Origin of the sequence: Sporosarcina sp. P25 (assembly GCF_002743235.1) — a bacterium.
GTDB lineage: Bacteria > Bacillota > Bacilli > Bacillales_A > Planococcaceae > Sporosarcina > Sporosarcina ureae_B.
In genome coordinates this window covers 152,661-177,575 of sequence record NZ_PDYV01000002.1, presented here as the reverse complement: position 1 = coordinate 177,575, position 24,915 = coordinate 152,661, and the positions used below count along the sequence as shown (strand labels likewise).

Below are 24,915 nucleotides of genomic sequence, written 5' to 3'. Positions count from 1 at the left end.
TGAATCAACAAACGTTTAACCTTACACTGAATAAAAGAGAAAGGTGTGAGGATATGCTTCAAATAGGCGCTGTGATTCTACAAGAACGAAGGCGACTTCAAATTACCCAGGAAACACTAGCTTCTTATTGCCAAGTATCGAAAGCTTCCGTGTCGAAATGGGAAAAAGGATTAAGCTATCCCGATATTACGCTGTTGCCGAAAATCGCTTCGTATTTTGAACTAACTGTTGATGAACTGCTTGGCTTTGAACGACAGCTTTCTAAAGAATCCATCCAACACCACTATTATGAATTCGCGTCTCGTTTCGGTAAGGAATCTTTTGAATCAGTTTTTATTGACGTAGAAGAACAAGTTAAATTGTACTACCATGATCCTGCGTTCTTACTACAGATGAGTATATTACTGCTCAATCACCATATGTTAAGTAGTGATAGCTCCTCTATTTTGCAGAAAGCCAATCGCTGGTTGGAGCGAATTCGACAAGTAAGTGAAGATGTATGGGTCTTGCGTCAAGCAAATTCCTTACAGGCTACTGTTTCCCTCATGCAGTCCAATCCTGAAACTACATTGGAATTATTAGACGGAGTAATTAAGCCTAGTATAGGGGATGAGATTTTACTATCCACTGCTTACGAACAACTTGGCAATCAAGAGGAAGCGAAGCGTGTCATTCAAGTCATGATGTATCAAAACGTTATTCAACTTGTTGGCAGTAGCCCGCTTTATTTACGACTTTCCACGTCCAATCCACAAACTTTTAACGAAACCATACATCGAATCAATGGATTGATTGAGCTATATGCTTTGCGTACACTTCATCCGAATATGTGTCTACAATTTTATTTCAGCGTTGCGCAATGTGCTGCACTCTCCGGTAACCATGAGCTACTTTATCCGTATCTTAAAAAGTACGTGGATGTATGTATTCATGATCTACTCCCCTTTTCATTACGCGGGGATGAATACTTCGATTTATTAGATGATTGGTTAGAACAATTAGATTTAGGAACGAATGCACTTCGCAACACAGAGATTATTAAGCGATCGATCATAGAATCGATGGATGCCGATTACTTTGAACCATTTAGGCAAGATGATGAAATGCAAGAGTTACGACAACGATTACGCTTTGGATTGGAGGGACGTTCATGAATAACGACACAGATTTACTTATGGAGTATCTACCATTTTTAATTCCTCTTATCATTTTGCAATTAGGGTTAGCTTTTTTCTCAGCGATACATGTTATTCGCCATCCTCACTATCGCTTCGGCAATCAAGTTATGTGGTTGCTGATTGTTTTATTAATTCAATTTATCGGTCCATTAATCTATTTCGTTTTTGGAAGAGGTGATTACAATAGTCGTACAAATTAATGGTGTGACGAAGCGTTTTGGCGATCGTGAAGTGCTGAAAGATATTCATCTTGATATTCCTGAACATACAGTTTTTGGGTTCGTCGGTGCAAATGGTTCGGGCAAAACAACTCTGATGAAATGCATGCTGGGATTATTACCACTCAATGGAGGATCCATTACAATTGCAGGTGAACCCGTATCATTTGGCGAGACAAAGTCCAATCAACATGTCGGATACTTGCCTGACGTTCCCGAATATTATCCCTTCTATACCGCAACGCAATACTTGGAGCTCTGCGCCGTTATTACGAATATGACGAAAACAGAACGACGAGGACGGATCCAGGAACTATTGAAACTAGTCGGATTAGCTGACACGACCTCATTCATTAGTACGTATTCTAGGGGAATGAAACAGCGCTTGGGAATTGCCCAGGCACTATTAAATCGTCCGAAACTACTCATTTGCGATGAGCCTACTTCCGCTTTGGATCCAGCGGGTCGTGCACAGATTCTTTCTATTTTACAGCAGGCAAAAGCAGAGACGACTGTATTCTTTTCAACACATATTGTATCGGATGCGGAACAAATCTGTGATCACGTCGCGATGTTGCATGAAGGAACTATTATATTTCAAGATGAACTGACCAATCTAAAACAGCAAATCACAGGACAATTTATTTTTACATTTACTATACCCGTCGCAGAAGTACATGAACGATTGCGACATACCCCATTCAACATGAAGATCGACAACGAGCAATTAGTTGTAAGTTTACCTGATGAAAGTACTCAATTGGCTTTCATGCACGAACTCACTACCGAGAAAATCTTGATACAGTCGATGCAACCCAAAACTCGTTTGCTTGAGCAACTCGTATTGGAGGTGCTTGGATGAATCAATGGTTTGGCTTTTTGAAGAAGGAATGGTTTGAGAGTGTGAAGACGTATAAGTTACTGCTCATTATCGTGATTTTTTCAATTCTGGGCATACTAAATCCGTTTACAGCGAAAATCACTCCAGCTCTATTAGAACAATTCATGCCTGAAGGTGCATTCGTCAATCTACCTGAACCTACTGCACTGGATTCATGGATACAATTCTATAAAAATGTTCCGCAGATGGGATTGGTTGTGTTCATACTATTATTCAGTACGATGATGTCGAAGGAATTGGAAAAAGGTACGCTTGTGATTTTACTGACAAAAGGATTACATCGCAATACCGTAATCACAGCTAAATTCTTTATGGCACTTTGCTATTGGACTCTGGCCATCGCACTGTCATTCACCATCACCTACGCTTACACTGCTTATTACTGGGATCAAAGCCAACTGCAACATTTATTGTTTGCCGCTAGTTGTCTTTATGTATTTGGGGTACTATTACTAGCCGTTACATTATGGGGAAACACACTTTTTGCTACTTCTTACGGGGGAATACTCGTTACTTTAATTGGAGTAGTCATCTTATTTATTGCTGCTATATTTCCAAAGTCCACCTCTTGGAATCCACTTGAACTTTTGACGGCAGCTATCCCCTTGCTAACTGGGGAACTCATGCCAAGTGACATATGGATTCCATATACTACTACACTAGTCGCGGCGCTTCTATTCATTCTACTAACTATGTCACAATTCAAGAGAAAGTTGCTTTGAAAGCGTTGACATCGAATTAAAAATCATGTAAATTACAAAAGGACGAACAATCCAATGAATTTTTATGAAAACATTCGTTTATAGAGGTGATTGTAATGGAAACTGTATTTGATTATGAAGATATTCAGCTAGTTCCAGCAAAATGTGTGGTAGAAAGCCGCTCAGAATGTGATACATCCGTTATGTTAGGTGGTCATACGTTCCGTTTACCTGTCGTGCCTGCCAATATGCAGACGATCATTGATGAAAAGATTGCGATTCAATTAGCAGAAGAAGGCTATTTCTATATTATGCATCGATTCAATCCTGAAACACGTGTAGATTTCATTAAAGATATGCATGCACGCGGTTTGATTGCGTCGATCAGTGTGGGTGTCAAAGAAGAAGAATATGGGTTCGTTGAGCAACTTGCAATTGACGCGCAGGTTCCTGAATTCATCACGATTGATATTGCGCACGGTCATTCCAATCAAGTGATTCGCATGATCCAGCACATTAAAAAGCATTTGCCGATGAGCTTCGTCATTGCCGGTAATGTAGGCACACCAGAAGCTGTTCGTGAACTCGAAAACGCTGGCGCTGACGCTACAAAAGTTGGTATCGGACCAGGAAAAGTCTGTATCACGAAAATCAAAACTGGTTTCGGGACAGGCGGCTGGCAACTTGCAGCTGTTCGCCTATGTGCGAAAGCTGCTTCCAAACCAATCATAGCGGATGGCGGAATCCGTACACATGGCGATATCGCAAAATCCGTACGTTTCGGGGCAAGCATGGTCATGGTCGGCTCACTATTCGCCGGTCATGAAGAATCGCCAGGACAGACTGTAGAACAAGATGGTCAATTGTATAAAGAATACTTCGGTTCAGCTTCTGAATTCCAAAAAGGTGAAAAGAAGAATGTGGAAGGCAAGAAAATGTTCGTGGAATATAAAGGTCCATTGAAAGATACGTTGATTGAAATGGAACAAGATCTTCAGTCTGCTATTTCCTATTCAGGCGGCAAGACACTCAGTTCAATTCGCACTGTCGATTATGTGATTGTAAAGAACTCGATCTTCAACGGTGATAAAGTATTTTGATGAAACTCAACCGGTTAGAGACTATTCTCTAACCGGTTTTTTATGTCGTATTGTATTGTATTTATACTTAACGTAGAGGTCATTGAAGTGGTTTTAAGAATTATATCCAAACAAAACCGCAAATACCAATGCGAATATTGATAAGGCAATGATGATTGAACAGATTATCGTAATGATTAGGGTTAGGCTTTTCGGCATATCAGAACGAGTTTTCCAAATCGCTATAAGTAAAAACAAGCTCACTACTATAATGATTAAAAAAATAGAAAGAAGCATATAACGCTCTTTCATTATAAACCATACATCCATTCTGTTTGCTCCTTTTGGATAACTTTTAACTTAACAACCTGTTTCTTTGATTGCATGAGTGAAGATCCTTTACAGCAGACCGTTCATGATAAAGGAGTAGTAGTTTGAAGCCGTTGATCTGCGTTGCAGCCGGACGCGTTCCGGAGGGCGTGCGGTGAACCACACCCCTCGCTTCGCTCGCTGGGTGTTTCACCTGTCCCGCTGATCCTCCCGGAGTCGCCGGCTTCCACTCCGATCAACTAAGCAATTACAAAGAAGTTGTTACACAATCGCGCCCGATTGTGGTAATTCCCTTTAAAAGTCATTGAATTTTTTCTTTGCTTTCTGTCGAAGTTTAAAACCAAATCGGTTTGTATGCTCTTCGTTTTTTACCAATAATTGATACGCAGAAAGGATAGTAAGGGTACGAACTGTCAAATATAGACCACTGGCTATTATAACGACAAAAATTGGATAATAAGGAACTAGAATTCCCATATCTAACTTTTTCTCCAAAGCAAATGCCAAAAATCCCATCGTTAATAAACAAGCACCAATAACCATTACCCCTGAATATTTTCTTCTAAAATTCTCATATCGCGCTACCAGCTCTTTAAAATAACTTTGGTCGAACAACAATACTTCTCGTTTTAAAACTGCATAATCCTCTTGGTCAAAACCTAATGTTGCAAAAGCAACAACTCCTAATGTTGCAATGACAATGATTAAAAGGAGTCCTAACATAGAATTTAGTCCTAAAATTAAATACGGCTCAAAAGCTAAAGCAAAAAGACTAAAACCTAGTCCAATATGCTTGGCAGTTTTTTGTGTACTTAACAAAAAACCTTCTGCCATTTCTCTGCTTACATAATAACCTTCTTCATTTCCTTCATTGCTCTCAACAGAATCCTTCAATAAGTAATCAATAGATACCTCAAAGATATTTCCAATCATTAAGAGCTTTTCTGTTTCGGGAAATCCTTGCTCATTTTCCCATTTGCTTATTGCTTGTCTTGAGGTGTTTAGTTTTTCAGCTAAAGTTTCTTGAGAAAATCCTTTTTCTTTTCTAAGCTTAAAAAGCTTTTCACCAAAATTCATTCATTTCAACTCCTTTCATTTTGTTAGTTATAATGTATAAAAACATTGCTGTTCTTTCTATCACGCAGAGAATGCACATTGTCAACTTGTGGTTGCATTATTGTTATACCACGTTTTTAAAGCCTTTTTCTTATGTATCTTTTGAAAGTGATATGTCTATTCGGATATAATTCATATTAAAAAGGGGATATTTTTTTCCCCTTTCTACTCATAATTATTCCGTTCAATTTATCGTTCTTCCTACAAGCAATTATCCTGTAATCTACCCCTATTGTGGAGAGGACGCAAATCCTTCTTCAAGAATTGCGCCCGTTTTCTTCAAACTTTTATTTATGAGATACATCATAAAAAACGGTGGTATAGTAATCAAAACCTGCCCAGAACTCTCCTTGTAAATTACCTAACAACCTTTGCAAATCACTTCTCGAAAAATATGTTCCGTTTCTAATAAATCGAATACTCTCTTCCAAGTTCAAGAAATTATTTATACTGTCAACCATGTATACTCTTTCTTCTTTGGAAAAGTCTCCTTCAGAAACAAGGTCTAACAGGGTATTTCTTGCCTGTTGTACGTCGAAAAGCATTCTATCCAGTTTATCTTTGTCAATTGTTTTGGAGTCCGTGCCGATCAGCCATTCTTGTTCAAAAATCGGAAGAATAAATGGAGTTCGATTTACCGTAGGATTGTGATTATCACTTTCTACATCCTTTTTTAGATCCTTCTCATAGGCAGCTTTAAACTTGCCAATCTCTTCTTCGTAGGTTTTGCCATTATGGGTTTCCGAACCAGGATGATAGGTAAAGCTTTGATGGATGCTAAAAAGCGACAATGGATAATACCAAGTTATGAAAGCTATGACAAGTACAATAAATACTCCTGAACCTATCCCCCAGACCTTCCTTTTACGTTTTGTATTCATATAATCCCCCTTTACCTTTAGACAAATCCGCTTGTTTATTCAGATGGTTATATAACAATCTGGCCCGTTTGTTGAACACTGACTTCACTTCAATTAGCCACATTTATAGCAATAGTATATCATTACCATTTTTAAAATTATATCTTTTGTAAATAATCCCCAATATAAAAAGCGATAAAAGTTCTATCGCTTTACTGAAAAAAATATCATAAGTCCTATATTTCGTTAGCTATTACCATCCGCAACAAGTCGGAACTTATTCTCGAATAGACTCGCCATTAATGCGCCAATCGTTAAGTTCATGACCATATTGGCAACAGCTGGTACGGCTGCGAGTGATCCGAAGTGCTCCATTGCGAGTGTTGCGGCGAGAGCGGTGTTGCAAATACCTGTATGGAATAAAATCGCGCGGGCGTTGCGCTCGGGTGCGCCTAGCCATCTGGAGATAACGTAGCCAGCGCCCATTGGTATGCTAACTTGTAATGTGACCGCTACGAATACAAGCGGCAGCACGGACAAGTTCTCAGACAGTGCTTGCTGGGCATTGGATATAACCGATAGAATGACTAGAAATAGTGCAAGTTGGGACAAGACACTGGTATACGGTGTAAACTTCTCTACTTGTCGTTGAAACTTCCACTGGATTAGTAAACCGCTAATCAAAGGGAAGAACACGATATACATAATGTTAAGAAATAAAGGCCAGAATTCAATAGGTATAAAACGTCCTGCAAATGTCTGCAGCAAGACAGGTGTTAACACAGGAGAAATGAATGTATCCAGCGTTGCCATCGTAATACTGAGCGCGACTTCTCCTCCCGCAATAAACGTGTAAATGTTTGCAGATGTTCCGCTTGGTACGGTACCCGCCAATATAATGCCGGTCGCGATCTCTGCTTGATTGCCGAAAAATATATAGGCAATTCCTATTGATACTCCGACCATGATCGTCCATTTCAGCAAGATGCCAAGTAAAGCATATTTTGGGTTTTTGATGACCTCAAGCAGCTTCTTCGACGAAAGCGATAAGCCCATCAGAAAGAAGATCGTCCCTAATCCAAAGCCCGTGAGTTGCCGGATTGAAATGAACGCATCCGGAATAGCGTAGGCAATGATGGATAAGAGTACGATCCAAATTGGTAAATACTTCGAAATGATTTTAGATATAGTTTGTATGGTTTTCATGTAGTTCTCCTCCTTGCGAGGAAGTCGGTCTATGTTTTTTTGCTATGAGCGCTTTTCGAAACACTATGATCCGTCAAAGGCCATGTATGAGCGGTTAAAGCATTTGATAGAGCACTCATGTCGTAACTATGAGCGCCTTTCACGAATCTTTGAGCGCTCACCTTAAAAACATCGCTTCTCACTCAGCATTTCCGATAAATATACGCCCCATCCTCTACATAATCCAATTCCGCCACATCCCCAATCTCAACGGTTCCATCCGTTCTTGCCGTAACTTTCGCTTTGGATTCATCCAATTGAATAAGTGCCACGGTATAAGGAGCGAGATGGGCAAATTCTGCAGGTGCGATATGGATATCGGTATAGCTGTAAACCGAACCCTTCGAAGATACGTCTTGCTCTTGCAGCTGGCCTGTTCCGCATCTCGGACAACGGTATTTATTCGAGACACTGGCATATTCACACTGATCGCATTGATAGACTTTCATCTTTTCACAACCTTTCCAGAATATGAACTGTGGAGTACGAACCTGTTCCACCTAAGTTTTGTGCCAAAGCGAGTCGGGCATGTTCTACTTGATTCGGTGCAGTACCGCGCAGTTGTTGGACGAGCTGATACATTTGTGCGATACCGGTTGCACCGATTGGGTGGCCGCGTGACAATAATCCCCCGCTCGTGTTCACTGGTTTATCGCCAGTCGCTTTCGTTCGACCTTGCTCTACTGCAAGCCAGCCTTCACGTTTATTGAAAAAACCTAACTCCTCAATCGCAAGCATTTCCGTCATGGAGAAACAATCATGAATTTCCACGACGTCGATGTCTTCCGGACCCACGCCTGCCTTTTCATATGCCAAGCGACCCGACTCTCGTAATGCCGGCAATGAAAGCAAGTCATCTGCGTCTTGCATTTGTGTAGGTCCTGAACTTTGTGCAGACGAACGGATATGGATAGCACCTTTTTTTCGCGTGATCACTAACGCTGCCGCCCCATCTGTAGTTGGAGAACAATCAAATAGGCCGAGTGGAGAAGTAATAATACGTGCCTCCATAATCTCTTCCATCGTCGTTGGTTTCTGGAATTGTGCTAGTGGATTATTTAACGCATTTTCACGATTCTTCAACGCAATCATCGCCAAATGCTCTTTCGTAGCTTCTGTTTCATAAAAGTACCGATTCGCGAGTACGCCAAAGAATCCTGGGAATGTGAGACCTGCCTGCTTTTCATTAGAATCGTTATCCATTGCGGCATTGATCGCCTGTGTAACATCAGCAGTCGAAGCATGTTTCATCTTCTCCACACCCGCTATTAAGACTGTATCGTATTCGCCACTTAGAATCCCTATGATTCCTTGACGAAGCGCAATTCCCCCTGATGCACAAGCGCCTTCTACTTTGGCCGTTGGGATATAGCCGAGTCCGAGTTCATTGGCAACTAAGGCGCCAAGGATTTCTTGATTACCGATTGAGCCACCCATAAAGTTTCCGACAAACACCGCATCAACTTTCGGATTTCCTGCATCTTCAAGTGCTTCTATCGACGCTTCAACTAACAACTGCTTCATAGATTTGTCGACAAATTTTCCGAACTTCGTCATGCCAATTCCTTCGATATAGACATTCGTCAAGATTGCACCTCCACATGCTGATTTCGTAATTCTCTTTTTAAGATTTTACCGTACGAGCTTTTCGGAAGTTCATCCACGATATACATCTCTTTTGGTTTTTTGAAACTTGCCATATGGTCAAGACATAATTGAAGTAATTCTTCTTTCATCACGGGCTTAGTACCGTTCGGAACGACATACGCAATGACGTTTTCGCCCCATTTATCGTCAGGTACGCCGATAACGCATGTCTCTTTTACCCCGTCATGCTTATTGAGGACTTCCTCTACTTCCCTCGGATAAATATTGACCCCACCTGAAATGATAACGTCTTTTTTGCGGTCCACGATATGCACATAGCCCGCTTTACTTTTCCACCCGAGATCGCCTGTTTGCAACCAGCCGTTACGTAATGTTTCACTCGTCGCCTTCTCATTATTCCAGTACCCTTTCATGACTAGAGAGCCTTTACAAACGATTTCTCCGACTTCACCTGCCGGCAGTTCAATCCCTTTTGCATCGACAATTTTCACATCGACAAATGGTCCTACACGGCCACAGGATTCCAGATGATCGCCAAGTTCGCGTTTAGGCATCATCGTAATACACATCGGCGCTTCAACTTGACCGAATGTCTGTGCAAATATCGGCCCTGTTAAAGCGAGGGCTTGCTCGAGTTTACTTGCCGCAATCGAAGAACCTGCCATATTAATCGTTTTGATTGTAGATAAATTCTTCGGATTGAATTTCGGATGCTGGATCATCAAATTGACCATCGTCGGAACTAGAAAAATAACAGTGACTTTTTCTTTCGTTAGATTATGCACGAATTCTTCGGGCTCAAACTTGTTAAATACAACTTGCGTTAATCCATACAACCACGCTACATGCGACAGGAAGTTACTGCCGTGTGTCAATGGTGCGACATGTCCTATCACATCGTCATAATCGGTTTCACAAGCAAGCGCTAGTGACAATGCTCCCGAAATGATGTTGCGATGACTCAGCATCACACCTTTTGGATTTCCTGTCGTTCCGGATGTATACATAATCGCGAAAGTATCTTCTTCCATAACTTCTGTTGTACATATAGCACCAGCATTTTGTTCAATTGCCTGTTCGTACGACTTGCCGATCGTTAACACTTGAATTACTGTATTGATTGGTTCTATTAACTCTGATTCACCAATAATCAACCGAACATCTGCATCGTCTAGCATATATTCATGTTCTTTCGGATGAAGTCGATAGTTTAACGGTACTTTGATGACACCTGAGATCGCTGTTGCCACGTCAAGCTCGATATGTTCTAGACGATTCGATGACAGAACGGCAAAGCGATCCCCTTTTTGAAGACCCACTTTCTTGAAGTATGCTGTAAGCGCAAGTGCCCTTTCCATCAGTTCATGAAATGTAATTGAGCGTCTTTCATCTTTCACGGCTATTTTATTCGGATAGGCTGCTGCCGATTTCATTGCTAGTTTACCAATTGTCTCCACCATCACTCACTCCTTTGCGCAAAATGAAATAATGGAATACCTGAATATTCATCTGGTTTTCTATGAACATGTGTATTGGATACCGGCAATATAATGAATTCCACTGTAATTGCCACAGGATTTTCTCCTTTAAGGAAGTGACCACCATTCACCTGTTTATTACAGTCTACATATAAACCATGGAAGTGGATATCCAGCTGTCCTTGTTCATCGTAGCCAACAAACCCTGTACCTGAAAGCAGTTCGACGGGAGTGTCTGTAACAATCCGTTCGGAATACTGTAAACTTTTATCAAGATTTTGCTGAGGTTGTACAATGGTTGCATACGCAAGAGAACCTATACATTGAAATTGAGCTGCTTCAACGTGATGTTGCTTACACACTGCAAGAATCCCTTCAAATAGATCGGTATCTTTCTTCAAACGACCGATAATTCGATTCGTTTTTTTGTCATACACCGCTTCAATTGGGTGATTCAATACAAAACCCTCCATCTACTTTCAGTATTTGTCCTGTCGTATAATTAGATTCGGATGAAGCAAAATACAGTACAGCTTCTGCGATACTTGTCGCTGTGCCAGTTTGATGGATTGTCGCCTCGTCCAATTTTGTCATAGATATAGGTGCAACCGAATTACATGTAATTCCATACTCACTAAGCTCCTTAGCAGTCTGCTTCGTCAACTTACTAATTGAATCCTTAGAAGCTGTAAACGTTCGTTCACCGCCAAAACTTGATATCGAACTAATGTTGATAATACGACCATACTTCTGCTCCATCATATATGGTGAGACACCTCGAATGAATAAAGAAGTTGCTTGTGCATTCGTATCTGCTTCTAGTTCCCATTCATCAACAGATGACTGATTTTCATTGTGAGTACTACATATGCACATATTATTTACTAAGATATGTAGCTCTCCAAAGGTATCCGATGCTCTAGCCATTGCCGCATTCACAAATTCCTTATCCCGAACTTCGCCTAAGCATTCTAAATAAACTGCTTTGCCACTGAATGATTGAATTGCCTGCAATGTCGCCTCACAACTCACTGAATCCACCAGAACAACATTGGCCCCTTGTTGTGAAAGAAGGAGGGCCGTCTGGGCACCAATACCATTGGAAGCCCCTGTGACAATCGCCGTCTGTCCTTTCAACTTCATAAGCAACCCTCCTCCATCTACTTAATGTCTAGTAAGTCTGGTAAAAATGTAGAGATCTGCGGAATATACGTAATGAGTAACAAAATAATGATGGAAGAGACAACGAAAGGCAAAACTCCTTTCGATATTTGCCCTATTGAAGTATTCGATATACCCGCGGCTACGAATAAATTGAGACCGACTGGCGGAGTGAAAAGTCCAATCGCTAAGTTGACTGTCATGAAGACACCGAATACTGTTGGATCGACGTCGAACAATAGCACAATCGGCAATAAAATCGGAATGAAAATATAGTAGGCAGAAATTGCATCGATAAACATCCCAGCAATTAGGAGAATGATATTAATTAGCAATAAGATGATAATTTTATTATCTGAAATACTTAACATGACGTTCGAAATCTGCGTTGCGATTTGCTCTGTTGTGATGATGTATGCATAGACACTCGCCGCACTGACGATAAACATGACGACCGCCGTCTGAATACCCGCTGCCACTAAGATGTCATACAGCTTTTTCAGTGTCAGTTCACGGTAAATGAAAAATCCGATGAACAAACTATAAAATACCGCCACTACCGCTGCTTCTGTCGGTGTAAAGTATCCACCATAAATACCACCTAAAATTATTACGGGAATTAATAGGCCCCAGATCGCATTTCCGAAAGCTTTAAAGCGTTCCGCACTTGTTGCAGGTTCTATTATGTACTGTTGCGATATCGGTCCCTCGCGTTTTTCCTGTCGATACCTAACGAACATGGCGGCTATAATAAATCCAACGCCCAATAGCAGGCCAGGAATGACCCCTGCCATGAACATTCTTCCGATCGATACCGGAATTTGATCGCCCGCCACTACAGCGAAGACGATAAAAGCAATACTAGGAGGAATGATGATACCGATTGCCCCGGAACTGGCCACCAAACCTGCTGCAGTTTCCGTTTTATACCCGTTCTTCACCATACCTGGGATTAAAATACCCCCAATCGCAGCAACCGTTGCAGGGCCTGAACCTGAAATGGCTGCGAAGAAAATCGCTGTCATAACGGTAACAAAAATAATTCCGCTTTTACGATGACCAACTAAAGCTTGCGCAAAATCAATCAATCTTTTTGAAATTCCCGCGTGCTCCATAATGACTCCCGCCAAGATGAAAAACGGGATTGCGAGCAACGTAAATTTCGCTACACTCGTATACATGATATCTGCAACCAATTCCAAACCAAACAATCCACTGCCTGTAAATAGCACAACAATGGACGAGATTGCTAAGGCCACAGCAATGGGCATTCGAAGCATGACTAAAATAAAAAAGACGCCGAATAAAATGATCGCTGTCATAATGGCTGCTCTCCCTTCTCGTTTTGCTGTCGGAATTCAACACTAGTTACTTGGATAGAGCGGATTAAACAAAACAGCGCACCGATTGGCATTGACATCGAGAACCACCATTGTGGCCAACCAAGAGAAGGTGTTTTCTGTCCCATATCCATCTGGTACTGCACCATCTTCAAACCAAAATATAGCAGAATAAAAAATAATAGCATCATCATCAATCCAACCAAAATCGTAATAATATTCTTTAGCAACAGACTGCCCTTGTCATAAATCAGAGTAAAGCCAAGGTGCGCGTACTTACGCACTCCAATGGCCGTTCCGACAAATGTTAACAATACGAACAAGTTAACTGTAATTTCTTCTGTAAAAGAAAATGAATAATTGGCAAATCCTCTGGATAAAATATTAACGAATGCAATGGTGGACATAATGGACAGTACAATCACGACAATCCATTCTTCTAATCTATTGAATATTTTCCCCATACATCCACCCTCCAGTTCTTATTGGTCTTGGAACTTGTCTAATAAATCCTTGCCCCAAATATCCTCATACTTTTTATAAACCGGTTGCACCGCTTCTGTAAACTTGGCTAGTTCTTCGTCTGTTGGTGCATAGAACTGCATACCTGCTTCCTTCAGCTCACTAATTTGTCTCTCTTCTTTTTCACGTGCCATTTCTACTTGATATTCTGCCGCTTCTTTACCTAACTTCTTCACAAGCTCCTGATCTTCTTCACTCATCGAATCAAACAACTTCTTATTGATGCCCAATACTAGTGGATCATAGGAATAGTTCCAAGTCGTCAAGTAGTCTTGTACTTCATTCAATTTAGAAGAGTGAATAACATCAATCGGGTTTTCTTGACCATCAATCGTACCTTGCTGAAGAGATGTAAATACTTCAGAGAATGCCATTGTCGTTGGATCCGCACCTAGTGCACGGTACAAGTCTGTGTACATGGTGATCCCAGGAATACGTACTTTCAGACCTTTCATATCTTCTGGTGATTTGATTTCCTTTTTACTGTTTGTGATTTGACGGAAACCATTCTCTCCGAATCCGAGTAATTCTACGTTCTTTTCATTGAGGATTTCTGCAAGTGCTTCTCCACCTGCACCATCAAATACTTTGTCTACCCCATCTTTATCTTTAAATAGAAATGGCGCACTCGCCACACCAAAGCGATCATCTAAGATTGAGTAAATAATAGTGGAGTGAAGGCTCAAGTCGGTCTGCCCTTTTGTCAGAAGCTCTACACCTTTCCCTTGATCGCCATTTGATAGTTGTTCATTCGGAAACACTTCAATATTGATACGACCATCCGTTTGTTCATTCAAGTCCTGCGCTAACTTGTCTGCGGCCTGATACCAAGTAGATGAATCATTAACCGTGACAGACATTTTCAGATCGTATGATTTTCCTTCAGACTCACCCGCACCGTCTGTTGTTTCTTCTTTGTCTGACGAACAAGCTGCCAACATCAGCATGGCAGATAAACTAATTGCGCCTAAAACACTCTTTTTCTTCATTTTCATTTGTTGTTCCCCCCAGTTTTTTTCAAAAGTCATCCAGATACTTATTACATCCAAAGAGTATCTATTCAAAACATTTTGTTAGTATATATAATTCTAATAGTCTGACAGTTTAATTCATATAGACTTTAGTACAATGATATATAGAAAAACACTTCTATTTTTTGTGTCAACGTCTAGTTTCCATAGTAAAGCTTCTTTTTTCAGCTCTGCCATCATATTAAAATAATAAAACACAAAAAGAGGAGCCATTCAGTGCCCCTCTTTTTATACGTTATTTAACTTTTTCCTAGCTCTTACTAAGTAAAATGCATTGATCCAAGAAGCAATCGGTATGACTAGCGCGATGCCAAGCCCCGCACAAAGGATCAAAATCATTTCTGAACTGAATATCTTTGAATTGACAATATCTCCTATAGAGTAGTGTAAATCCTTGAACCAAATGAGCAGTGCCAAATAGCCTCCAAAGAAAGCGAAGAACAAGGTATTGGTATCGGTTCCTAAAATATCTCGTCCAACACTGACACCAGACGTAAATAACTCCTTCTTACTTAAGCTTCTACTATGCTTAAATACTTCATGCATAGTGGAAGCGATCGATATAGCGACGTCCATGATGGCTCCAATTGTACTCATGATAATGACGGAAGCACCTATTTTTACGAAATCCACGCCAATATAGAGTGACATACCTGCGATTGCCTCTTCTTCCTCTTCACCAAACCCTTGAATCATGAGCTTTTGGGATACTACTACTATGAAAAACAATAATATACTAATGGTAATCATCGTCGAGATGAATGCTATTACCGTTTTGCTATTCACTTCATTAATGTAAAATAAACTGACGCATCCAATCACTATGCAGGCGATAAATGTAATCAGTATAGGATTAGCGTTCGGATCCAACATAAAAAACATGGTGAAGAAGACGACACCAAAGTTAAAAAACAGCGAAATGAATGATCGCACTCCACTTTTTCCACCTACCCCAATCATCAATACGAGTAAAATAACCGCGAGCCATACTATCACATTCATATTCTCGCCCTCTTTCGTTCAATAAAGAAAATCGCTGTATAGAGTCCAATCGGGATAGTCAAGACGATCCCAATTCCACCAGCTAATGCACGTGCTAATTCCAGCGATAGATTCATCGAAAGTGCAAATCCTACAGGTGAAGCGTTTTTTAAATAGAGGATCAGCATGGGGATGGATCCACTTATATAAGCGAAAAATAGAATGCTTGTAATAGTTCCCATAATATCTTTGCCGATATCTATGCCAGATGCTTTCAGCGCTTTAACGGATATAGTACTATCTCTTTCATATAATGCAAACATCGAAGACGACATGGTAATGGCCACATCCATGATAGCTCCAAGAGATCCAATAAATAACCCCGCCATGAAGATCGTGTGATAAGGACGCGTCAAAAACTGCATTTCTTCATAACGCAGCCCATTCCCAGAAGTGATCCAGATGACAAGAGACGTGATGGAAAGAGATACTACCGTTGCGACTAACGTAGCCACAATGGCGGCATACGTTTTTTCATTGCGTCCGCTAACTAACAGGAGCGAAATGGTTGTGAATAACAGGATACATATCCCGCAAACCACAAGTAAACTGACCTCATAATATTTCACATAAATATCTAAAGCGACTGATAGTACCATGACGTTCATCACAAAGCCCACTAACGCCAATAGCCCTTGCTTATGCCCTACAATCAATAGCGTAAAGACGAAGATCCAAGCAACGATCAATACGTATTTATCACGTTTTACGTCTGTGATACTACCTGTCAGTTCTTCTCCTGCCTTGGAATCAATGGAGACAAATAGTTCATTTCCTATATGGTACTGCTGATCGTACGCCCCCGAAGATGAATACTCATTTACCAACTGGACTTCACAACCCATTTCTTCCCCATTCATGATCCTAGCTACTATGTGCTGAACAAATAGGGTATCTTCATTGCCATGCGTATCTGTTACTTCAGTTTTTTCCTCTATCGTTGTATGGATTACCTTAGCGATCGGTCGGTCATAAAATGAATAATTTTGAATTACAAAAACAATGGAACTGATACAGCAAAGTGCTAAGATCAAAAACAAGATCCACTGCCATGTTGTGACGTTTCTAATTCTATTCAAGACAATCCTCCTGACACTCTTAGGATGAGACACAGATTAATCCTACCATGAATAAGACGTAGGTTTGAAAAAAATCATCTGTTTCTCCATCCAGTAAGAAAAGCTCCGCTTCCCATATAGGAAGCGAAGCAAATTGATCACTTATTCATGACTACTCCTCCATTAATCGCAATGCCAAGTACAACAAAAAGACATCATGTGTACTAGAAACAGATAATCCCGTTAATTGCTCGATCTTTTGCAGCCGGTAAGACCATGTGTTTTTATGGATATGCAGACGCTGTGCAGTATTTTGCATCGATTGATTCTCTTCGAACCATACGGTCAAATTATTTAGCAGGTCTTTATGATCTTCCAGCGTCGCAACTGTACGCTTAAGGAATTCTTGCTTCACCATATCTGGAACGCTCTGCAAAATAATTTCAAGCCGCAGTTCATGCTCAAAGACAATATCGCCGGATCCCTTTGCAGCATTGACAGCACGTTCTGCCTGCGCGAATGATTTAGCTAATTCGAAATACCGTGTGGATGCACCTATACCTGCGACGACTTGTACTTTCTTGCGCCGTTTTATATGAAGCAACAGGAATTCTAATTCATTTTTTACTGTTTGTTGATTCATTTCAGGTAATAATAGTAAGATTTTATTTTGCGCCCAGCGAATCATCTTCATAGAAGGGTGGATATTTTGAATCGACGCGAATGTCTCCATTTCCTCGATCGTGAACTGTTCCAGTAAATCCAGCACTTCCAATACCACCACTTGACGGTAAAGAGTGACGTCGATTCCGAGCAGTGTCCCCCGTTCCATAAATCGTTCATCTTTCTTTGATCCTGTCAGCCAGTCAAAGACGAAGAACTCCACATCACGTACTTTTTCATCCTTCTGCTTTCTTTTCAGGGAGTCCTGGATGAACAGTTCCGCTACGCGTAAGATCAGCTGAGCCTGCGGATGAATCTCGTCTGGATCACCCGTCACACCAAGTACAGCGATCGGTTCGCCTCCAATGATGATTGGCAAGACGATACCCCTACGAACCCCCTGCAGATGCTGCGCTTCCTCATCCCCCATACGGAGCATCGTTTTCTGACGCATACTCAACAGTGCTCCTTCATGGAACTGGTTGATTCGATCGGGTTCTGTACTCGATTGAATGAAGCCTCTTCGATCCGTTAAAATGACTTGCTGCTTAATCAGATTCGATAATTCCGTTACCATTTCATGTCCTAATGTATCAAATTGAAACACCTGTCTCACCTCAAATGGAAACCGTTTGTAATACTTAGTTTACGTCACTTTAGATTCCACTACAATAGAGGAGATTCAGATAAGTCGGACTTCCGGTACTCCACCGCCCCATGCCTTTATGAGCAGCTGTAACAGTTCTGCAGTTTCAATGGTTGGAGATTTCTCTAACATGATAGATCCGCCTTGATCGGTATGGCGCTGTTCTGCAGTGACTCGGTCGATCATCGCGGTTTGCTGTTGACTCGTCGCTTGGTTTATCGACTGATGCGTGACTGCGGCTGCTTTGCGCAAAGGGATTTGCATTCCGCTTTGATACGATGCCACCTCCAAGTAGCGGTTTATTTCTTCCGCTACTTCTTCAATAAATAGGAGGGCCTTCTCTGAATGCAAACCAATTTTCTGGTCAGCTATAGCGGTTTCCCAACCTGCCACTTCAACTCGTAAAGTATGTCCCCATATGCTCTCAATGCCGTTTAGTAAACGCACAAGTATGGTACAAGTACGGGCCAACTCCGTTTCCTGCATTACGTTCGGCAATTGAATATATGAGGACAATGCAGCTTTTTCCTGTCTTTTTTCATTGTGAAAATGTACAACAATTCCTTCACTTCCAAGCAGCTGTTTCATTAAACCAATGGCAGAAACTTTTTTATAAGCAATAGAGGAGCCGTCAGCGGCATCAGGAAACCATTCACTGTTGGAGTTGCCATGCGAACAACTCAAAGCGCGCTCTGTTTGTTCAGCTTCAAATAAACTCCAAGAGCCGCACGCTTTTACTTGTTCCATAAAATAATCGGGTATACGTATATGCTTTTCTTTTACTTTGCTCGATAAAAATGATGCGATTCTACTGTCAGCAATATCCATGGTATATTGCTCTACTCTCGTCTTTCGCCGATAGAATGTCTTACCGAAGAACGACATCACTTCAGCTGGTAAAGTCACATAGCCATGACTCAGTAGCCAATATGCTTCCTGTACTTTTTGTAGGCGCTGGATAGTTTCATGCTGCATGGCGGCCATTGCTATGAGCATAATCCTCTCTTGAGGCAGTCCTATCGGTTTGTCATAATAATCCGATGTTACAAATTCATTCATATATTGTTGCAACAGTGCAGGAGGTATCAATCGATCGCGTTCAGCTACAATCTGTAAGCCAAGCCATTTGATTTCGCTTGCTGAAAAGTCATAGATCCATTGACCGTATAATCCATCCTGTAACAGTTTCCTGACTACTTGATGAAATCCTGAATACACAGGTCTTCCACGCTGTTGTTCTACTTGTTTATACAATAACTGCAACAGTTCACGTTCATGTATACATTCCTTCTTCTGTTCAAATACTCTCATGTCACGGTCTCCTTTCGTAAACAACAAAAAACAATCATTCCGCCTCTTCGGCAAGATGATTGCAATAGTTGTGAATGAGGAAACAAATTCAGGCATCTTTAAAATACTCCATACAAAAATGCATAGATGCAGATACCTTTTTTGCTTCCACTCCTCAACCCCCGAAGAAAGTGTCGCTTTGACGATACGTGGCAGGTCTCCTGGCTTCACTTCATCCTTCCGCTAATGCCTTCCCATGTCTCCATAGTGGCTAATTTTAGCGGTCGTCCGTGTGTACAGTTGCGGGGACAGCTCCGGTTTACGGATTCCCTTTTACACCTTGATAGGTACCAGCGTATCGTGCAAACTCATATATTTGATTGATTTCATTTTATCATGGATAACATAGAGGGTGGTAGCGTTTGTTTTTATTAAGGAAGTCCACATAAACAAATAGGGTGCCTATGCACTAAACTACTGTGAAAACATCCACAATCGTTTTTTGCTAGGCACCCTGTATCGAGTTTTCTTCATTACTTACATGAGTTGTTGTTCGCATAGACAGCCGCAATCCGCCAATCCTTGAACATATGCCTCTTGCCATGTGATCCCATGGATGAAACCATTCTCCGAGTAACCTGTGATCAAATAGAATGTTTCGTTCTGCTCTGGTAGTGATGAATTGTTCTGATAGTCGTTGTTCTTCATAAGAATTACCTCCTGGATTTTATATTTTTCATAGTATATGCCTTATCGGGGAATAAAAGAACATTTTTTCGCTCTTATTGATAAAAGGCTATTTGATAGCGCTTACATTTTAGAAACGAAGGAAATAAGTTCTTTATATATTTCCGAGTAAGTTTACTAAAGGCATGTTTTATAATTCAGTGAATTCTGTTTATTGTATCATTCAAATAAACAAAAGTAAATATAAAAGTTATCATTCCGAATGAACTTTTACGTTTTTTTGAAGAGAACCTATGACTTCTGTATCATTCCATTATAAAACACGGTCTGTAAAATTCTTTCCATACAAAAAAATCTCCCTAAGTCCTCTTTACGACTTAGAGAGATCAGTAGTTATAAGGACATTTGCTTTTCGCAAATGTCGATGACTGCTCTGACAGAGTCAGCTGACTGATCAAGTGCTGTTTGTTCTTCCTTTGTTAACGGAAGTTCAATCACACTTTCGATACCATTGCCCCCGAGAACAGTGGGTACGCCTAAGTAAATATTTTGATATCCATATTCACCCTCTAAATAAGCGATGGACGGCAAAATTCGTTTCTTATCTTTAATAATTGCCTCAGCCATCTCTACTAAAGCCGCAGCGGGTGCGTAATAAGCGCTACCATTACCTAGTAGTGAGACAATTTCACCGCCGCCTTTTCGAGTACGCTCCACAATGGCTTCTAGCCGTTCATTCGATATGATTTTATCCAACGGAATGCCGCCGGCGTAAGAGTAACGCACAAGTGGCACCATATCATCTCCGTGTCCGCCAAGTACAAAACCCGAAATATCCTCTACAGAAATATTCAATTCTTCGGAAATGAACGTATTGAAACGTGCAGTATCAAGCACACCTGATTGTCCAATTACACGATTTTTAGGAAATCCAGTTGTTTTATAACATACATATGTCATTGCATCTACCGGATTACTTAAAATCAGCACGGTGCTGTCTGGGGCATGACGCTTTACTTGCTCGGAAACGGAACGCATAATCTTCGCATTGGTTGCAACTAAATCATCGCGACTCATACCTGGTTTACGTGCAACACCCGCAGTAATGATAACCATTGCTGCACCTTCAATATCCTCGTAATTAGATGTACCTGTAATGCGAGAATTAAATTGTTGTACAGGACTCGTTTGAAGAAGATCTAGTGCTTTACCTTTGGTTGGATTAGAGAGATCCGGTATATCGACTAATACGATGTCACCTAGTTCTCTCTGCGCTGCCATCAATGCTACGGTTGAACCGGTATGACCAGCTCCAATGACTGCAATTTTATGTCGTTTGAAAGCCATGGAAACCACTCCTTTCTATAGATTTCACTATGAGTAATACGCTTATAGCACATGTATACCTCAGTCTTTCTTCGGTGCCTTCTTCACTTCTGCCAGTTTCTTTACTTGTGGAATTTCTGAAGTAGTCGACACTAGGGGTTTCACCATGCCATATACTGAATCATCGGGACGCGGTATTACATGCGCGCCTAGTAATTCACCTACACGCGCTGCTGCGTCGCGACCTGCATCAACAGCTGCCTGAACTGCTCCAACGTCACCTTGAACGATGACCGTAACGATTCCGCCATCCACCATCTCCTGTGATACTAACTCTACGTTGGATGCTTTCACCATGGCGTCCGCCGCTTCAATCGATCCAATCAATCCTTTTGTCTCAATCATTCCGATCGCTTGACTCATGTATATCACCTCTTTTCACTTCTGTTGAATCGATAATACCAATAATGACCGCGTCGATTGGGATCGGGTTTTCTTTCGGTAAAATAAAGCGTGAAGAACCGCCACTCGTAATGAGTACTTCATCACCAACCCCTGCTCCAATCCGATCTGCCGCGACCATATGCGACTGTATACTATTGCCGTGTGCATCAATCGGCTGGACGATTAACAGCTTAAGTCCTGATAATCCATCCTCTTTACGGGTTGCCCATACATTACCAATCACTCTACCCATTCGCATGCGTAATCACCTTTTTCTACTTTCTACTAGATATCGTTTTACCGAGTTCACGTGCTGTATCTCTTGCTAGTGCCGTCACAATTGTGCCTTTATTAATAACAATTTCCTTTTCTGAAATCTCGGACACGTCTTCAGCCGACAAAAGCTTTTTTGTGAATTCAAATGTCACTGGAGCATTTACTGGAGTAGTCGTCGTCACCGTTTTCATCATCGTTTGTACAGGTACCGTTTCTTTTGCATCATCCGATTTCACTAGACGACCAATCGACCCCTGTGAAATGAAACCTGCATTTGCTTCATCGGTATCAATATGCATTTCAAGACGATATCGCTCATTCACTCGAATGCGTACATTGAGGAATGAAATAGATCTCATTCCGTCCGCTTCCACTGTGACATATTCCCCGTCTTCCACGCCAAAGCGCGTAGCGTCAGTGGGCGCCATATGGATATGTGCCTGTGCAATAATAAGACCTTGGTTTATATGCACACTACCTTTTGGTCCAATTAATGTAATCGGTGCTGATCCTTCAATATTGCCGGATTCCCGAAGTGGGGGCTTGACGCCGAGCTTCATAGCATCCGTAAAGCTGACCTCAACTTGGGTCGCTTTTCGGACAGGCCCTAAAATACGCACACGTTCAATGCTGCTTTTAGGTCCTGCAATCATCACCGTTTCATTGGCGGCGAATTGGCCCGGCTGTGAAAGCTCGGACCGCTGTGTCAATTCATACCCTGTGCCAAACAATACTTCCACATGTTCAGGCTGTAAATGTACGTGACGGGCGGAAACTGCAATAGGAACCGCTCGTTCCGGCAATTGAACGGGAGCTTTCCCTAATTGTCCAAGAATTTCTCCGACAATTTGTTCAATCAATTGCTGATTCATTTAGTTCACGCCTTTCTACTATGTCAGCAGTGATTATTCGCTTTTTGGTAACATCATTTCTAGTTCATTATGTGGTCTTGGAATTACGTGAACAGAAAGCAATTCGCCCACACGTTGTGCTGAAGCAGCACCTGCGTCTGTTGCCGCTTTTACTGCGCCTACATCACCGCGTACCATAACTGTTACGATTCCGCCGCCAACATGTACTTTACCTACCAAGTTTACGCTTGCTGCTTTCACCATTGCGTCTGCTGCCTCGATTGCACCGATTAATCCTTTAGTTTCTACCATTCCTAATGCTGTACCTTCTCTGTTCATAATTGTTTCCTCCTAATAGTGTTTTATTTTGTAAGTTGTTTAACGATTTCACTAACTAAGTTCTGTACTAATGCTGGATCGATGTTGTTGTTTGTTGTGGCTGATACATTGTTCATCACACTAGATACGAGCTGGTCATTGGAACTCTCTACAGGCTCTGAGTGCTTCGGCAGTTGTACTTCCTTCGTGCCATATGCCATCCGCTTAATGTTCAACAAATGCTTAGCTGTGACATTGTCTGATGTAATATTACCGCCAAATGTTCCGCACCCTAATGTGAATGATGGCATTAAACCCGTCGTACCACCAACTGCTCCAATAGAAGACATGGTATTGACCAAAATACGGGATACTGGCATTTCCATAGCGAATTCCCGAGCTACTGCATCGATTTCGGTATGTAGTGCCAAGCTATGTCCACGCCCGCCAAGATTTAGCAAGTCGAGGCACACTTCTTTCGAGTGCTTCACACCATCCACGACATACATAGCGAAAATCGGTGATAATTTCTCCAATGAAAACGGTACGTCTTTACCAACTTTCGTTTCCATCCCAACAATCAAGCGCGTGCCTTCAGGTAAAGAAATGCCTGCCATTTTCGCGATGAACTGTGGGCTCTTACCGACCACTTTCGGATTCACCTTACCGGGTACCGGTGAGATGATACCTTCCATAATCTTTTTCTCATCATCCGATAAAATATACGCGCCGTTTTTCTTCAACTCACGCGTAACGAGATCCACGACGTGCTTATCGACAACAATGGCTTGCTCGGTTGCACAAATCGTACCGTAGTCAAATGATTTGCTGTCCACAATGTCTTTTACTGCTTTTTCAATCTTTGCGGAACGTTCGATATACACTGGCACATTCCCAGGCCCTACACCGTAAGCCGGCTTACCGGAGCTATATGCCGCTTTGACGAGCGCACTACCGCCTGTTGCAATGATTAGATTAACATCTTTATGCGACATTAATTGCTGTGTAGCTTCCATCGAAGCCAACGTGAGACATTGAATCAAACCTTCCGGTGCACCCGCTGCAACAGCTGCTGCATCACATACTTTTAATGCTTCGTGTGTGCATTCCACTGCGTAAGGGTGAGGGCTAACTACAATGGAATTTCGTGTCTTCAATGAAATCAACGTTTTGAAGAACGCTGTCGATGTTGGGTTGGTTGTCGGGATAATAGCGGCAACTACACCGAACGGAGCAGCGATTTCCAAGACTTTATTCATATGGTCTTCTTTGATGACACCGACTGTTTTCATATCTTTAATACTTTCATATACGTCTCGGGAGCCCACTTCGTTCTTAATTTTCTTATGAGCTGCTACCCCCATACCTGTTTCTTCTACTGCTAGTTGCGCGAGGCGACCGGATTGTTCAAAGGCAGCATCCGCTACGGCTTTGACAATCTTGTCGACTTGTTGCTGAGAATAGCCCATAAATTTCTCTTGTGCTTCTTTTGCAGTTTGGACGGCTGTACGCATTTGTTGCAAAGCTAATAAATCATTATCCACTAA

General features: G+C 41.5%; 28 protein-coding genes and 1 riboswitch. Of the genes, 5 read left to right on the top strand and 23 right to left on the bottom strand.

The genetic code is table 11. The features are described 5' to 3' along the window. Window positions 1–53 precede the first annotated feature (53 nt). The 5 genes from CSV70_RS02640 to guaC all read left to right on the top strand — a co-directional run bounded on the left by CSV70_RS02640 (window position 54) and on the right by guaC (window position 4,098). A complete protein-coding gene (locus CSV70_RS02640; RefSeq protein ID WP_099660788.1) occupies window positions 54–1,154 on the top strand; it encodes a helix-turn-helix domain-containing protein in 1,101 nt (366 codons plus the stop codon). Continuing rightward, entirely contained in the window at window positions 1,151–1,378 is a 228-nt protein-coding gene (locus tag CSV70_RS02635) for a PLDc N-terminal domain-containing protein (protein WP_099628500.1), read from the top strand. The genes CSV70_RS02640 and CSV70_RS02635 overlap by 4 nt, the downstream gene beginning before the upstream one ends. Continuing rightward, entirely contained in the window at window positions 1,353–2,258 is a 906-nt protein-coding gene (locus CSV70_RS02630) for an ABC transporter ATP-binding protein (protein WP_233191748.1), read from the top strand. Before CSV70_RS02635 ends, CSV70_RS02630 begins: the two co-directional genes overlap by 26 nt. Further along, on the top strand, window positions 2,255–3,019 hold the full coding sequence (locus tag CSV70_RS02625; RefSeq protein WP_099628499.1) for an ABC transporter permease: 765 nt from the start codon (window positions 2,255–2,257) through the stop codon (window positions 3,017–3,019). Before CSV70_RS02630 ends, CSV70_RS02625 begins: the two co-directional genes overlap by 4 nt. 95 nt (window positions 3,020–3,114) lie before the next feature. Then, a complete protein-coding gene (gene guaC / locus CSV70_RS02620) occupies window positions 3,115–4,098 on the top strand; it encodes a GMP reductase (RefSeq protein WP_085132109.1) in 984 nt (327 codons plus the stop codon). Between the two features lie 93 nt (window positions 4,099–4,191). Here the strand turns inward: guaC and CSV70_RS02615 are convergent, their stop codons facing one another. From CSV70_RS02615 to CSV70_RS02510, 23 genes are all read right to left on the bottom strand, one after another. Continuing rightward, window positions 4,192–4,407, bottom strand: a complete 216-nt coding sequence (locus tag CSV70_RS02615) for a hypothetical protein (RefSeq protein ID WP_099626680.1) — start codon at window positions 4,405–4,407, stop codon at window positions 4,192–4,194. Window positions 4,408–4,701: 294 nt separating this feature from the next. Beyond that, window positions 4,702–5,484: a helix-turn-helix domain-containing protein gene (locus CSV70_RS02610; RefSeq protein WP_099628498.1), complete on the bottom strand. Its 783-nt coding sequence runs from the start codon at window positions 5,482–5,484 to the stop codon at window positions 4,702–4,704. Window positions 5,485–5,810: 326 nt separating this feature from the next. Next, window positions 5,811–6,404 (bottom strand): hypothetical protein, encoded by a 594-nt coding sequence (locus tag CSV70_RS02605; protein ID WP_099628497.1) that lies wholly within the window; start codon window positions 6,402–6,404, stop codon window positions 5,811–5,813. A gap of 225 nt (window positions 6,405–6,629) precedes the next feature. Next, complete coding sequence (locus CSV70_RS02600) at window positions 6,630–7,589, bottom strand: bile acid:sodium symporter family protein (RefSeq protein WP_099628496.1); 960 nt, start codon at window positions 7,587–7,589, stop codon at window positions 6,630–6,632. A 182-nt stretch (window positions 7,590–7,771) separates the two neighbouring features. Next, window positions 7,772–8,077, bottom strand: a complete 306-nt coding sequence (locus tag CSV70_RS02595) for a Zn-ribbon domain-containing OB-fold protein (RefSeq protein ID WP_099628495.1) — start codon at window positions 8,075–8,077, stop codon at window positions 7,772–7,774. Window positions 8,078–8,081: 4 nt separating this feature from the next. Then, window positions 8,082–9,215 carry a thiolase C-terminal domain-containing protein gene (locus CSV70_RS02590; RefSeq protein ID WP_099628494.1) on the bottom strand — a complete coding sequence of 378 codons (1,134 nt, stop codon included), beginning with the start codon at window positions 9,213–9,215 and terminating at the stop codon, window positions 8,082–8,084. Further along, window positions 9,212–10,693, bottom strand: coding sequence for a class I adenylate-forming enzyme family protein (locus CSV70_RS02585; protein WP_099628526.1), 1,482 nt, complete (start codon window positions 10,691–10,693; stop codon window positions 9,212–9,214). The genes CSV70_RS02590 and CSV70_RS02585 overlap by 4 nt, the downstream gene beginning before the upstream one ends. A 2-nt stretch (window positions 10,694–10,695) precedes the next feature. Beyond that, window positions 10,696–11,172 (bottom strand): PPC domain-containing DNA-binding protein, encoded by a 477-nt coding sequence (locus CSV70_RS02580; RefSeq protein WP_085132116.1) that lies wholly within the window; start codon window positions 11,170–11,172, stop codon window positions 10,696–10,698. Continuing rightward, window positions 11,156–11,857, bottom strand: coding sequence for an SDR family NAD(P)-dependent oxidoreductase (locus tag CSV70_RS02575; protein ID WP_199171585.1), 702 nt, complete (start codon window positions 11,855–11,857; stop codon window positions 11,156–11,158). The genes CSV70_RS02580 and CSV70_RS02575 overlap by 17 nt, the downstream gene beginning before the upstream one ends. A gap of 17 nt (window positions 11,858–11,874) precedes the next feature. Then, window positions 11,875–13,197 carry a TRAP transporter large permease gene (locus CSV70_RS02570; RefSeq protein ID WP_085132118.1) on the bottom strand — a complete coding sequence of 441 codons (1,323 nt, stop codon included), beginning with the start codon at window positions 13,195–13,197 and terminating at the stop codon, window positions 11,875–11,877. After that, window positions 13,194–13,679, bottom strand: coding sequence for a TRAP transporter small permease (locus tag CSV70_RS02565; RefSeq protein ID WP_099628492.1), 486 nt, complete (start codon window positions 13,677–13,679; stop codon window positions 13,194–13,196). The genes CSV70_RS02570 and CSV70_RS02565 overlap by 4 nt, the downstream gene beginning before the upstream one ends. Before the next feature lie 18 nt (window positions 13,680–13,697). Beyond that, window positions 13,698–14,732 (bottom strand): DctP family TRAP transporter solute-binding subunit, encoded by a 1,035-nt coding sequence (locus tag CSV70_RS02560; protein WP_099628491.1) that lies wholly within the window; start codon window positions 14,730–14,732, stop codon window positions 13,698–13,700. Window positions 14,733–14,996: 264 nt separating this feature from the next. Beyond that, window positions 14,997–15,770, bottom strand: coding sequence for a YibE/F family protein (locus tag CSV70_RS02555; protein ID WP_085132121.1), 774 nt, complete (start codon window positions 15,768–15,770; stop codon window positions 14,997–14,999). Continuing rightward, a complete protein-coding gene (locus CSV70_RS02550; RefSeq protein ID WP_369822332.1) occupies window positions 15,767–16,894 on the bottom strand; it encodes a YibE/F family protein in 1,128 nt (375 codons plus the stop codon). Before CSV70_RS02550 ends, CSV70_RS02555 begins: the two co-directional genes overlap by 4 nt. 145 nt (window positions 16,895–17,039) lie before the next feature. Beyond that, window positions 17,040–18,137 carry a CdaR family transcriptional regulator gene (locus tag CSV70_RS02545; RefSeq protein WP_085132123.1) on the bottom strand — a complete coding sequence of 366 codons (1,098 nt, stop codon included), beginning with the start codon at window positions 18,135–18,137 and terminating at the stop codon, window positions 17,040–17,042. A 75-nt stretch (window positions 18,138–18,212) separates the two neighbouring features. Continuing rightward, window positions 18,213–19,487: a ribonucleotide reductase N-terminal alpha domain-containing protein gene (locus CSV70_RS02540; protein ID WP_143560405.1), complete on the bottom strand. Its 1,275-nt coding sequence runs from the start codon at window positions 19,485–19,487 to the stop codon at window positions 18,213–18,215. 173 nt (window positions 19,488–19,660) lie between these two features. After that, window positions 19,661–19,837: riboswitch (cobalamin riboswitch) on the bottom strand. Between the two features lie 166 nt (window positions 19,838–20,003). Then, window positions 20,004–20,174, bottom strand: coding sequence for a hypothetical protein (locus tag CSV70_RS16415; RefSeq protein WP_157111241.1), 171 nt, complete (start codon window positions 20,172–20,174; stop codon window positions 20,004–20,006). Window positions 20,175–20,546: 372 nt separating this feature from the next. Beyond that, window positions 20,547–21,500, bottom strand: coding sequence for a malate dehydrogenase (gene mdh / locus CSV70_RS02535; RefSeq protein ID WP_085132125.1), 954 nt, complete (start codon window positions 21,498–21,500; stop codon window positions 20,547–20,549). Window positions 21,501–21,560: 60 nt separating this feature from the next. Continuing rightward, the gene (locus CSV70_RS02530) at window positions 21,561–21,902 is read right to left on the bottom strand and encodes a BMC domain-containing protein (protein ID WP_099628488.1); all 342 of its coding nucleotides are present in this window, start codon (window positions 21,900–21,902) and stop codon (window positions 21,561–21,563) included. Then, complete coding sequence (locus CSV70_RS02525; RefSeq protein WP_085132127.1) at window positions 21,877–22,182, bottom strand: EutN/CcmL family microcompartment protein; 306 nt, start codon at window positions 22,180–22,182, stop codon at window positions 21,877–21,879. The genes CSV70_RS02530 and CSV70_RS02525 overlap by 26 nt, the downstream gene beginning before the upstream one ends. A 16-nt stretch (window positions 22,183–22,198) precedes the next feature. Beyond that, entirely contained in the window at window positions 22,199–23,071 is an 873-nt protein-coding gene (gene pduL, locus CSV70_RS02520; RefSeq protein WP_099628487.1) for a phosphate propanoyltransferase, read from the bottom strand. A 33-nt stretch (window positions 23,072–23,104) separates the two neighbouring features. Next, window positions 23,105–23,389 carry a BMC domain-containing protein gene (locus CSV70_RS02515; RefSeq protein ID WP_085132129.1) on the bottom strand — a complete coding sequence of 95 codons (285 nt, stop codon included), beginning with the start codon at window positions 23,387–23,389 and terminating at the stop codon, window positions 23,105–23,107. 23 nt (window positions 23,390–23,412) lie between these two features. Next, window positions 23,413–24,882 (bottom strand): aldehyde dehydrogenase family protein, encoded by a 1,470-nt coding sequence (locus CSV70_RS02510; RefSeq protein WP_233191750.1) that lies wholly within the window; start codon window positions 24,880–24,882, stop codon window positions 23,413–23,415. Between the last annotated feature and the right edge of the window lie 33 nt (window positions 24,883–24,915).